Annotated in this window: 9 protein-coding genes; 4 read left to right on the top strand and 5 right to left on the bottom strand. The window is 57.0% G+C overall.

Features of this window, described 5'->3' with window-relative positions; all coding sequences use genetic code 11:
• Positions 1-264 precede the first annotated feature (264 nt).
• From argC to ACLQ3M_RS12710, 3 genes are all read right to left on the bottom strand, one after another.
• Positions 265-1,299: an N-acetyl-gamma-glutamyl-phosphate reductase gene (gene argC / locus ACLQ3M_RS12720; protein ID WP_411678057.1), complete on the bottom strand. Its 1,035-nt coding sequence runs from the start codon at positions 1,297-1,299 to the stop codon at positions 265-267.
• Positions 1,292-2,677: an argininosuccinate lyase gene (argH, locus tag ACLQ3M_RS12715; RefSeq protein WP_411678056.1), complete on the bottom strand. Its 1,386-nt coding sequence runs from the start codon at positions 2,675-2,677 to the stop codon at positions 1,292-1,294. Before argH ends, argC begins: the two co-directional genes overlap by 8 nt.
• Positions 2,678-2,797: 120 nt before the next feature.
• The gene (locus ACLQ3M_RS12710) at positions 2,798-4,018 is read right to left on the bottom strand and encodes an argininosuccinate synthase (RefSeq protein WP_411678055.1); all 1,221 of its coding nucleotides are present in this window, start codon (positions 4,016-4,018) and stop codon (positions 2,798-2,800) included.
• 284 nt (positions 4,019-4,302) lie between these two features.
• On the opposite strand from ACLQ3M_RS12710, the gene ACLQ3M_RS12705 reads away from it, so the two are divergent.
• Together ACLQ3M_RS12705 and ACLQ3M_RS12700 are read left to right on the top strand one after the other, a co-directional pair.
• Entirely contained in the window at positions 4,303-4,806 is a 504-nt protein-coding gene (locus ACLQ3M_RS12705) for a flavin reductase family protein (protein ID WP_411678054.1), read from the top strand.
• 29 nt (positions 4,807-4,835) lie between these two features.
• The gene (locus ACLQ3M_RS12700) at positions 4,836-6,239 is read left to right on the top strand and encodes a hypothetical protein (RefSeq protein ID WP_411678053.1); all 1,404 of its coding nucleotides are present in this window, start codon (positions 4,836-4,838) and stop codon (positions 6,237-6,239) included.
• A gap of 63 nt (positions 6,240-6,302) precedes the next feature.
• Here ACLQ3M_RS12700 and ACLQ3M_RS12695 read toward each other — a convergent pair whose 3' ends face one another.
• Positions 6,303-7,433 (bottom strand): leucine-rich repeat domain-containing protein, encoded by a 1,131-nt coding sequence (locus ACLQ3M_RS12695; RefSeq protein WP_411678052.1) that lies wholly within the window; start codon positions 7,431-7,433, stop codon positions 6,303-6,305.
• Between the two features lie 463 nt (positions 7,434-7,896).
• Here ACLQ3M_RS12695 and ACLQ3M_RS12690 point away from each other — a divergent pair, with 463 nt between their 5' ends.
• Together ACLQ3M_RS12690 and ACLQ3M_RS12685 are read left to right on the top strand one after the other, a co-directional pair.
• Positions 7,897-8,460: a hypothetical protein gene (locus ACLQ3M_RS12690; protein ID WP_411678051.1), complete on the top strand. Its 564-nt coding sequence runs from the start codon at positions 7,897-7,899 to the stop codon at positions 8,458-8,460.
• 133 nt (positions 8,461-8,593) lie between these two features.
• Positions 8,594-9,010 carry a YjdF family protein gene (locus ACLQ3M_RS12685; RefSeq protein ID WP_411678050.1) on the top strand — a complete coding sequence of 139 codons (417 nt, stop codon included), beginning with the start codon at positions 8,594-8,596 and terminating at the stop codon, positions 9,008-9,010.
• 61 nt (positions 9,011-9,071) lie between these two features.
• Here ACLQ3M_RS12685 and ACLQ3M_RS12680 read toward each other — a convergent pair whose 3' ends face one another.
• Positions 9,072-11,159, bottom strand: coding sequence for a methyl-accepting chemotaxis protein (locus ACLQ3M_RS12680; protein WP_411678049.1), 2,088 nt, complete (start codon positions 11,157-11,159; stop codon positions 9,072-9,074).
• Positions 11,160-11,409 lie beyond the last annotated feature (250 nt).

The raw sequence follows: 11,409 nt of genomic DNA, 5'->3' as shown, positions 1-11,409 counted from the left end.
TTGCTTTAGCTCTTTGACAGGTGTCGGGGGGCGTCGGGGGGGACGGTTGGAGCCCTCCCTACGGGAGTTTGAAGTCCCCCCCGACCCGTACTTTGCATACTTTCGTACGGGACCGAAAGTATGGGCCCGCACGGCCTGAGTGCAAACTGAAAATAAGAAATAATTTGGGTTAAGGGGCAATCAGCCCCAAGAAGAATAAGAAAAATATAATGAGAAGGATTAAGGCCGCGTAGCGCGATTGACGCTTTGCGTTCAAAAAGGCACTCAGAATGCGGGAGAAATCGCCGTCAGGCCGGTTTTTTCGTCAAGCCCGAACAGAAGATTCATATTCTGCACCGCCTGCCCCGCCGCGCCCTTGACCATGTTGTCGATCGCGGAGATCGCGATCAGCATGGAGTCGTGCGGGTCAAAATGAAGAGAAATGTCGCAGAAATTCGACAGACGAACGTTCTTGATATCCGCGGCTTTGCCCTCGGGCAGAAGCCGGATAAAATACTCGCCCGCATACTGCTTCTCATACGCCGCGCGCACCTCGTCCGGCGTCGCGCCGTCTTTCAGCCGTGCGTAGCAGGTCGCGAGGATTCCCCGGTTCACCGGCAGCAGATGCGGCACAAACGTGACGGTCACGTCTTTGCCGGAGATCCGCCGCAGGGACTGCTCCATTTCCGGATTGTGCCGGTGGCTCGCCACCTTGTAGGCCGAACAGCTTTCGTTCAGCTCCGCAAAATGCGTGTTCTGCGTCAGGCCGCGCCCCGCGCCGGTCACGCCGGTCTTGCAGTCCGCAACGATCCCTTTGTACTCGATGAATCCGCCGGCCAGCGCCGGCGCCAGCGCAAGCGGCACCGCCGTGGTAAAGCAGCCCGGGTTCGCAACGATTTTTTTTTCCCTGATTTCTTCGCGAAACAGCTCCGGCAGGCCGTAGGCCGCCTGCTCGTGCAGCTCCGGGTGGGCGAACGTGCCGTTGTACCACTTTTGATAGTCTTCCTCGTTTTTCAGGCGGAAGTCCGCGCCGAGGTCGATAAACGCTTTTCCCTGTTCAAAGCACTCCGCGGCCAGTTCCTGTGAAAGGCCGTGCGGCAGGGCGGCGAACACGACGTCGCTTTTCTCCACCACTTTCGTTTGAGTACCGCATGTAATATCGCAGAGATGATAATACGATGCGTAAACATCGCTGAGGCGCTTCCCTTCAAAGCTGACGGAGCTTGCCGCCGCAAGCTCCGCCTGCGGGTGCTGCGAAAGCAGCCGTGCCAGTTCCGCGCCCGCGTATCCGGTCGCTCCGACAATTCCGGCCTTAATCATCCTCTGTTCCCTCCAGCAGCTTTAAAATCCGGTTTGCCTGAAACTCCACGTTCTTCGGCGCCGGGCCGCCGAGAACCTTCCTGCCGTTGACGCAGCGCTCCAGAGAAATCGCGTCGTAAACGGATTCCTCAAACAGTTCGCTCCGCTTTTTGTACTCCTCAAGCGGAAGCGTTTCGAGCGTCAGTCCCCGCTCAATACATTCCGCGACCAGCTCGCCCGTAATTTTGTACGCGGTGCGGAACGGCATCCCTTTTCCGACCAGATAATCCGCGCAGTCCGTCGCGTTGATGAATCCCTTCGCCGCGGCGGCGCGCATGTTTTTCGGCAGAACCTTCATCGTGCCGATCATCGGGGTAAACGCCGTCAGGCACAGCTTCAAAGTATCGACCGCGTCGAAAATTGCTTCCTTGTCCTCCTGCAAATCTTTATTATAGGCAAGGGGAAGGCCCTTCATCATCGCAAACAGCGTCGTCATGTCGCCGATGGCCCGGCCGCTCTTGCCGCGCACCAGCTCCGCGATATCCGGGTTCTTTTTCTGCGGCATGATGCTCGACCCGGTCGAAAACGCGTCGTCCAGCTCGATGAATTTAAATTCCCAGGAGCACCAGAGGACGATTTCCTCCGAAAAACGGGAGAGATGCACCATTGCAATCGAGATGCAGGAAGCAAGCTCCAGGCAGTAATCCCGGTCGGAAACGCCGTCCAGACTGTTCTGCGTCGGGCCGGAGAAGCCGAGCAGGGAAGCGGTGCGCTCCCGGTCAATGGGATAGGTCGTCCCCGCCAGCGCGCAGGAGCCGAGCGGGCAGAAATCCATCCGTTTCACCGCGTCCTCCAGACGGGACGCGTCGCGCAGGAACATCTCGGCGTAAGCCATCAGGTGATGCCCGAACGTAATGGGCTGCGCGCGCTGCATATGGGTGTAGCCCGGCATCACGTCGCCGCTGTGCTCCAGCGCTTTTTCGCACAGCACCCGAATCAGCCCGTTCAGCTGGTTTTTCAGCCCCGCGCACTGCTTTTTCAGGTGGAGGCGCAAATCGACGGCGACCTGATCGTTCCGGCTGCGCGCGGTGTGCAGGCGCTTGCCCGCGTCGCCCAGGCGGGCGGTAAGCTCGCCCTCCACAAAGGTGTGGATATCCTCGGCCTGCGGGTCGATGGAAAGCGTCCCGCTCTTGAAATCCGCCAGGATTCCGGTTAGGCCCTCGCAAATTTTTTCCGCCTCGTCCTGCGCGATCACGCCGCACTCGCCCAGCATGGCCGCGTGCGCGATGCTGCCCTCAAGATCCTCCTCCGCCATCCGGCTGTCAAAAGAAATCGAGGAGTTGAAATCATTGACCTTGCTGTCGAGCTCCTTGTGGAACCGGCCCGCCCAAAGCTTCAAAAAGGCTTCCCCCTAACACAAATCAGAAATAAAAGGAAGGGTTCGGCCCCGCCGCGCGCGCCGCGCGCCGTGTTACGGGGCCGTTCCCCTTTCGGAATATCGTCCTTTTTGCTTCTCTTTTTATTTTTCGTCCTTCTGCTTCTTCATCGCCTGAACCGCGATCGGCAGGCCGAACAGGTTGATAAAGCCCTCCGCGTCCGCCTGATTGTAGACGTGGTCTTCGCTGAACGTCGCGATTTCTTCATTGTAGAGCGAATAAGGGGAAACGGCGCCCGCGTCGATGATGTTGCCCTTGTAAAGCTTCAGCCTGACGTCTCCGGTTACGGTTTCCTGAGTGGAATCCACAAAAGCGGAGAGCGCCTCGCGCAGCGGGGTGAACCATTTGCCGTCGTAAACCAGCTCGGAGAATTTCTGACCGACATTCTGTTTGAAGTGGAACGTGTCCTTGTCGAGGCAAAGCTCTTCCAGCTTGCGGTGCGCGTGGTACAGGATCGTGCCGCCCGGGGTTTCGTACACCCCGCGGGACTTCATGCCGACCAGCCGGTTTTCCAGCAGGTCGATGATGCCGATGCCGTTCTCGCCGCCGACCCTGTTCAGCTTCGCGATCAAGTCCACGCCGCAGAGCTTTTCGCCGTCCACCTTGACCGGAACGCCCTTTTCAAACGTGACGGTCACATAGGCGGGCTTGTCGGGAGCCTTTTCCGGCGAAACGCCGAGCTCCAGAATCTTGTCGTACTGCGGTTCGTTTGCCGGATCCTCCAGATCGAGGCCCTCGTGCGAGAGATGCCACAGGTTTTTATCCTTCGAATAGTTGGTTTCCCTTGTAATGTTCAGCGGAATGTCGTGCGCTTCCGCGTAGTCGATTTCCTCGTCGCGGGACTTGATGTCCCAAATTCTCCACGGAGCGATGATTTTCATCTCCGGGGCAAACGCCTTGATAGCCAGCTCAAACCGGACCTGGTCGTTGCCCTTGCCGGTACAGCCGTGCGCGATGGCGTCCGCGCCCTCGGCCTTGGCAATCTCCACCAGCCGCTTTGCGATCAGCGGCCTCGCGAACGACGTGCCCAGCAGATATTTTTCCTCATATTCCGCGTCGGCTTTCAGCGTCGGCCAGATGTAATCCTCAACCAGCTGTTTTTTCAGGTCCGCGATATACAGCTTGGAGGCGCCGGTTTTCTTGGCTTTTTCCTCCAGGCCGGAAAGCTCCGCGCCCTGCCCGACGTCCGCCGCGACGGCGATAACCTCGCAGCCGTCAAAGTTTTCCTTCAGCCACGGAATAATAATTGAAGTATCCAGACCGCCCGAATACGCCAGCACTACCTTTTTGATTTTATGTTCCATTGCGCACAGCCACCTTTTCTCGAGTTCCGTTGTTCCGTTTTCTTTCTGAGTTTCATTATACGCCGTTTATACAGGAAATCAAGCTAATTTTGCATATTTATTCATTTTGTCGGATTGAATAAAAATACATGTAATATTCAGGATAATTTTTACATTCCCCGATTCTTGGAACTTCGGTTGCGATTCTTAAAAAAATGGGATAAAATAACAGCAGCGAATCAAAAATCCGCTCACCGAAAAAACGCCGCCCGGCAGGGCCGGGCATCTGAAAAGGAGGAATCATTATGTTTCAGGAAATTCCGATTTCGGAACTTCAGTTCAACCCGTTCACCATGATCGACAAGGAATGGATGCTGATTACCGCGGGCAGCGCGGAACAGTGCAACACCATGACCGCCAGTTGGGGGGGCCTCGGCATTTTATGGAATAAAAACGTTTCAACCATATACGTGCGCCCGACCCGCTACACGCTGGAGTTTTTGAACCGCGAATCCCATTATTCGCTCTGTGTGCTCGACGAATCCCACCGCGCCGCGCTTAACTACTGCGGCAGCCACTCCGGCCGGGACGGTGACAAGATCAAGGCGGCGGGCCTGACTCCCGTCTTTACGGAAAATGCTCCGTATTTTGAAGAAGCGAAGCTCGTCCTCATCTGCCGCAAGCTTTACAGGCAGGAGCTAAAGCCGGACTGCTTCCTTGACCCCGCCGTTCGGGAAAAGAACTACAAGGAAAACGATTTTCACAGCGTCTTCATCGGTGAAATCGAAAAGGTGCTGAAAAAGGCCTGACGCCGCCGCTTTGACTAGGAGGGATTTTTTTGAAACGTTTCTGCGCGGCATTTCTGTGCGCCTCGCTGATCGTTCTGTCCCCGGCGGCGGTTTCCGCCAACTCCGGGCCCACCCATTGGGAGACCTCCCCGTCTTTTTCGGTCACGCCGCTTTCGGACTGCCCGATTACGGTGGATCGGGAAGACCTTTCTTTTGATTTTCCCGCTGAAGCAGGGGGCGAGTATAACAGTGAATTCAATCCCACCTCATTGGTGACGGCAAACTATCAAATGAAGAATCCGTCGTCCGAAAAAACGGATGTGCAGATGGCATTCCCGCTGATCGCAAGCCTTTCCGACCTGCCGCGATTGGGGAAAATCCAGATTCAGGCGGACGGCAAAGACCTGCCGTTCCGGATTTCGGTCGGCGGGGAAAAGCCGAGGGGAGGAGTCTCCGACAACTACTTCACGGAGGAAGGGGAGCTTCAAAAGACGAACCTTCCCTCCTTTCAGGAGATTCTCCGCTCCGTGTCCGCACCTCCCGCCGCGCCGAAAGCGCTGAGCGGGCAGGGGACTCTGTACCGCTTCCGCTGCGCGGGGAACTTCCATTTGAAGGCCGACCTTCAGGCACTGGGAGAGAACGCCGCGCTGCTGACCACCGGAGTCAGCGGCTTTTCCCAAACCGGCTCCGGAATTCACCTGACCGGCTGGTCGGACGCGAAGAACGGCGAGATGTCCGTGCTTGTATTCGGCGATGCGTCGAAGCCGGAGGTCGCGGCTTATCAAGACGGGGAGTGCCGGCAGAAAGCCGACGCCGACGTGAACGTTACGGAAGAAAAACAGGACGCCGGCTCTTTCCTGCGGGAAAAGCTGAAACGGACCGAGGTCTATCAGGCATACCCGACGGAGGATTTTCTCTCCGCGCTGACAAGCGCGGCGCTGCGGGCCGCCGGAAGCTCCCTGGTCGCGTTCGGCGACGGAGAGCTGTACGGCTTTCTCGATCAACAGCGCATTCTGGTTTTAACCTATGAAGTGCCGTTCCCCGCGAACGGCGCGCGGCGGGTTTCCGTCCGGTACCCGATGAGCGGCGCGATGAATTCGGAGAAAACCGCCTCTCCGGTATATTCCTACGGCTACCTGCTCAGCCCGGCGAAAAGCTGGGCCGGGTTTCAAAATCTGAGCATCCGGGTCATTCCGCCGCAGAAAGCGCCGTACCTGGTAAAAAGCAGCATTCCAATGACCCGTTCACAGGATGGGTCCTACTCGGCGAAGCTCGGGTCTTTGCCGGACGGCGATCTGACGTTCTCGCTTTACCCGTCGGAAAAACTCACGCCGAAGCCGGCGTTCTCCCATGTTGACTGCGGATTGCTTCTGACCCTGGTCTTGGTCGGAATTCTGCTTTTGCTGTTTTTGCTGTTCCTGCATCTTTTTTCTTTCCGCAGAGCCGACTCTTAACAAAAAGCTCCGGACAGCGCTGTCTCTGTCCGGAGCTTTGCGATTCCGATCGGCGGGCCTTTTTCACTCGGTTTTCTGACTTCCGACCTGCTCTTTGAACCATTTCGCGCCGTCCTCTTCCGCCCCTTTCGCCGTAAGGAACGCTTCCGGCAGCTTTGATTTCAATTCTTTTTCCGTCAGGCGGTTGCCGCGAAAATCCACCTGATAGGCGCCGTCCTGTTTTTCCGGGGACAGATTTGTCCAGCCCCAGCCTTTGAAATTCGGAAGCGAAGCAAGGCGGTTGTCGGAAGCGTCCAGACAGAGAAGCCCTTTTCCGCCGGTTCCCTCGCCCGGGATGTCCTGGAGAAAGTCTAAATCCGTCAGGGCGTTGTCCGACAAATAGAGCTGCGTGAGGAATTTTCCCGAAAGCCTTTGAACGCTTGCGATCCGGTTGTGCGACAAATCGAGATAGATCGCGTCGGTATGAAGCGCGCCGACTTTTTCAATCCGATTGTACGAAAGGTCCAGAACCTCGAACATCGCGCCGCTCAGCGCGTCAATCCCAGTGATTTTATTATGGCTTAGATTCAGATATTTGATTCCGGTTATTTTCAGTAAACCGAGCGGCGACAAATCCGTAATTTTATTGCCCGACAGGTCCAGATGGTCGAACAGCAGGCCCGCTGAGTTTAAAAGCAGCATCGGCGCGGTCAGGGAATACAGGCCGGTCACCCGGTTGCCGTTCAGATACACGCTGATTAAATCCGATTTGGCTGCGGTGCGCGCGCGTTTTACAAGCGGAGAAAGGTCGCTTACCTTGTTGTGTTCCAGGCGGATTTCAACGGCGCTCAGGTATTCCACCCCCTGAACGGACCGGATTCCCTTCCGTTCCCAGTGCGCGGTATAGGGCACGGCACGCGCCTCGCCCGCCTGCAGCTTCCCGTCCCCGTTTTCGTCCACGGGCGTCTTGCCGTCCTGCCGTTTTGTTTCCAAAACCGCCTTGTAAAACGCTTTGTCCGGAATTCCGGAGTCGTCGTTCGGAATGACCGTGTCGAGGGATTCAAACGAGGACGCGGCGGAAGAGGCCGAAGAAGCCGAGGAGGAAGCGCCCGGCGCGGCGCCGGACGCGGCGGAAGACGCCCGCGGCGGCGAAAACCGCGTCGGAATGGATATTTTGTCACAGCCCGTCGACAAAAAGATCAGAAAAGCCGCCAAAATAAGCGGAAGTCCCGCGCGATTTTCCCTCTTGATGGCAAACGCCTCCGTTCCGGATTAACAGGGGCAGCGCATCGCCGCATCCACGCTCATCCGCCCGGCCCAAAGCCGTGCCGCCCCTTTTTGCGGGCCGCCCGTGGAAGTTCTGCATCACGCTGTCCGCAGGAAAGCAGGCTTTTCCTGTACAAAAACGATGTGAGAGTGTATCATAGTCTTGCAGTTCAGCACCCCACTTTTAGGTATATTATACCTCTTTTCCCAATCTCTTTCAAGAAGACAACGTCTTTCCGTGCGCTCCAAACGTCCCCCGACACCCCGGCACCAGTCAAAGGGAAAAGCGGTGTTCTAAAGCCCACTGCTTCTCGCATTGACGACGGGGATTCCGGAGCGAAAGCCACGCTTCATTTTGACCCCCGTCGCGGCTTTCGCAAAGTAAAAATAGATTTGTGTACCGGGGGGCGCTGTGCCTAAAAAATCTAAAATCGAGGTGATTAAAACGCATTGTAAAAAAGCAATTTTGCTGTTCTGCACGGCGGCCCTGCTCCTGTTCGGCGGCTGCTCGGCCGTTTCGGACGCCGCCGGAATTTCCGCCGGCGATCTGGAAAGCTCCGCCGATCTGCTTCATTCCCAGTTTGAAAACCAGAAAATCGCGAAAATCGAGGTGCTCGCCGCCGGCGACAGCCACCTGATCCGAACGATCGACGACCGGACGGTTTTGGCCGAATTTGTGAAAAAGACGGCGTCCGATCTCGCCAAGGCCGCCACGGAAACGGAAAGCAGTTCAAAATCCCCGAGGTCGGATTCCAGTCCGAATACCGTTTTTGTCGTCTATAAAAACTCCGCCGTAAGCGGCGGCGACCCCGAAGAGATTTACCGTCTGACCACTTTCGCGGACAGCAGCGCCATTCAGGTGAAGATCTCTTCGAACGCCGTAAAAAGCCTGAAGCTTCCGGAGCAGTTCTTAACCTTTTCTTTTCAGACGTCCGATTCCGTCATCGAGTATTTAAATTCGCTTGCGGCGGATTAAATAGAAAATCATCGTTATGGGCAGGGATAAAAACACAGCCCCGGTCGGTAGTCCGGGCGCGGCGAACCGCCGTCAGTAACCCTCCTCCTAGGTTGTCCGTTCCCTGCTCCCACAGAAATTAGGAGGACTCCTTATGGATGGATCCATCAAACTGACCGTTTTTTTCGACGACCCGTTCTGGGCGGCGGTTTACGAACGCACCGAGGACGGAAAACTGCAGGCCGCCCGGGTCGTGTTCGGCGCCGAGCCGAAGGACAGCGACGTGTACGATTTCTTTTTGAAAAACTGGACCCGCCTGCGCTTCAGTCCCCGCGTTACAGCCGGCAGGCAGGAAAAGACGAAGGTCAATCCCAAACGGATGCAGCGGCAGATTCAGCGGCAGGTCGCGGATTCCGGCGCCGGCACAAAGGCGCAGCAGGCTTTAAAGCTTTTGCAGGAACAGGGCAAGCAGAAACGAAAAGAAAAAAACAGAGCAATGAAAGAGGCCGAAGAGCAGCGGAAATTCGAGCTGCGGCAGCAAAAGCGAAAAGAAAAGCACAGGGGAAGATAACGCGGGCCGCCGGGAAAAATCCGGCGGCCTGACTTTTTTGTCAAGATTACAAGGTTCGAATTTATTCGATTTTGAATTTGTCCACCAGCGCTTTGAGCTGCTGCGCCTGGCCGCTCAGCTCCTCGCTGGAAGCCGCCGACTCTTCCGCGGTGGCGGAAGTCGTCTGCACCGTTGCGGAAATCTGGTCCAGCCCCTGGCGGATCTGAAGGATGGAACCGGCCTGCCCGGCCGTGGTTTTCGCGATTCCCTCCATCAGCTGCGACGTGCGGTGGACGCTGTCCGCCGCCCTGGAGAACGATTCCTTCGTCTCCTCCGCGACGGAGGTCCCGTTTTCCACGCTTTGCAGGGAAGCTTCGATCAGCACCGCGGTATCCTTCGCGGCCTGCGAGCTTTTCGCCGCCAGATTGCGGACCTCGTCCGCGACCACGGAAAAGCCCTTTCCGGCCTCGCCCGCGCGCGCCGCCTCCACCGCGGCGTTCAGGGCGAGGATATTCGTCTGGAACGCGATATCGTCAATCGTTTTCAGAATCTGGCTGATCCGGCCGGAGGATTCGCGGATCTCCTCCATCGCCCCGGAAAGCCGCGCCATCCGTTCGTTGCCAAACCGCATCTGCTCCGCGGCGCCGGTGGAAAGCCCGTTCGCCTCCTTGGCGTGTTCGGCGTTGCTCTCGACATTCCGTGAAATTTCCATCACGGAAGCGGAAAGCTCTTCCACGGAAGCCGCCTGCTCCGTGGCGCCCTGCGAAAGCGCCTGCGAGCCGCTCGCCATCTGCGCCGAGCCCGCCGCGACCTCGTCGGCGGCCTGCGTGATGCCCGCGAAGGTATCCGACAGCGTGGCGCGGATATGGAGCAGCGAGGCCTTGATTCTGGCAAATTCGCCCTCGTAATCGCATTTCAGGTCATAGACGAGGTCCCCCTCGGCGATCCGGTCCAGTACGGAGGAAATTTCATCGATATACCGGATGTACTCCTTGAGCCTTCCCACGATATTCGAAACAGCGGCGCCGACCTGCCCGATTTCGTCGGACGAGCGGACGTCCACGGCCACCTCGAGATCGCCGTCCGCGATTTTCTGCGCGGAGCCCTGCAGCTTCTTCAGCGGCCTGACAATCGAAAGCGAGATGAGGACCAGCAGAATGCACAGCAGGATCAGCGAAATCCCGTAGACGAGGGCCATGGTCGTCTGAACGGAAGAAGTCGAGCTGTTGTACTCGTCCTCCGGCAGCCCGGTCGTCACCGCCCATCCGGTTTTTCCCACCGCCGAAACATACCCGTAATTCGTGTGCTCAAGGGCCGGGTACGTGATGATTTTCGCGGTCCTGTTCGAAATTGCGGAAACCAGATTGCCCGGAAGCCCCGCATCAGACATGCTCTTATCGTTCCAGCTTTTGTCCGGCGAGCTGACGATCATTCCGTCTTTGGAGGTCAGAATCAAAAAGCCGTTCGTCCCCAGCTTGTAGCCGTCCACGATTTTCCCGAGCGTGTCGAGGGTGACGTCCATGCCCACCGCACCGATGATGGTGCTTCCGTCTTCCCCATAGACCGGGCTCACGACGCTGATAATCTGCCGGTTCGTCACCGCGTCCTGGTACGGTTCCGTCAGCACCTCTCCGTTTTTCGCGACCATTTCCTTGTACCAGGGCCGCTCCGTAATCGTATAGCCGGAGGTCAGCACCTGCCCGGTGGATTGTATCAGCTGGCTCGTGTCCACATCGGCCGCCCACACCGCCAGAACATTGTCCGGGTCCATCTTCTGAACGTTTTGCAGCGTCTGCAGCACAGACATGTACTCGCCGCTCTTCATGATGGAAGAGCCTTTTCCCGTGTTTTGGAACAGCGCCTGAACCTGCGTGTTCGCCGCGAGGCTTTCCGCGGATTTCAGGTAACCGGTGAAAAATTCGCTGATCTGGCCTGAAACCGATTCCGACTGCGCCTTGAGCTGCGTTCCGATGATCTGTGAAACGGACTGCCGCACATTGTTCAGTACGAGCGCGGCGGCAACGCAGAAAAAGCAGAGGACGGGGATTCCGATCCACAGAAGCAGTTTGGCCGTCAGGCTGCGGCCGACCAAATCAATTCCGATTCCATGGCCCAAATTTTTTCTCGGCTTCGGTTTTTTGCCCCGGTTATGGTTCAATTTCAGTTTCATTTCCGCGACCAAACTCCTTTAAAAAGTGTAATTTTTGTCGAGACAGCAGCAAATATGTATTATTTGATTTATCGGCCGATGCTCAAAAAAATTGACCGGGGCCCTCTCCCCAACTTCCCGCCTCGCGGGCTCAAGACCGGAAAAAATCACCGAGCCGGGCCTTTTATTTTACTCTGGGGGATTATTCTTTAGGCACATGGAACGAATTCAAATCCGTTCCATTCGCCGTTTGGTGTAGTATGACATATTT

Origin of the sequence: Caproicibacter sp. (assembly GCF_046707225.1) — a bacterium.
Lineage (GTDB): Bacteria > Bacillota > Clostridia > Oscillospirales > Acutalibacteraceae > Caproicibacter.
The sequence above is the reverse complement of the archived record's forward strand: the minus strand, read 5'-3'. Positions and strand labels throughout refer to the sequence as shown.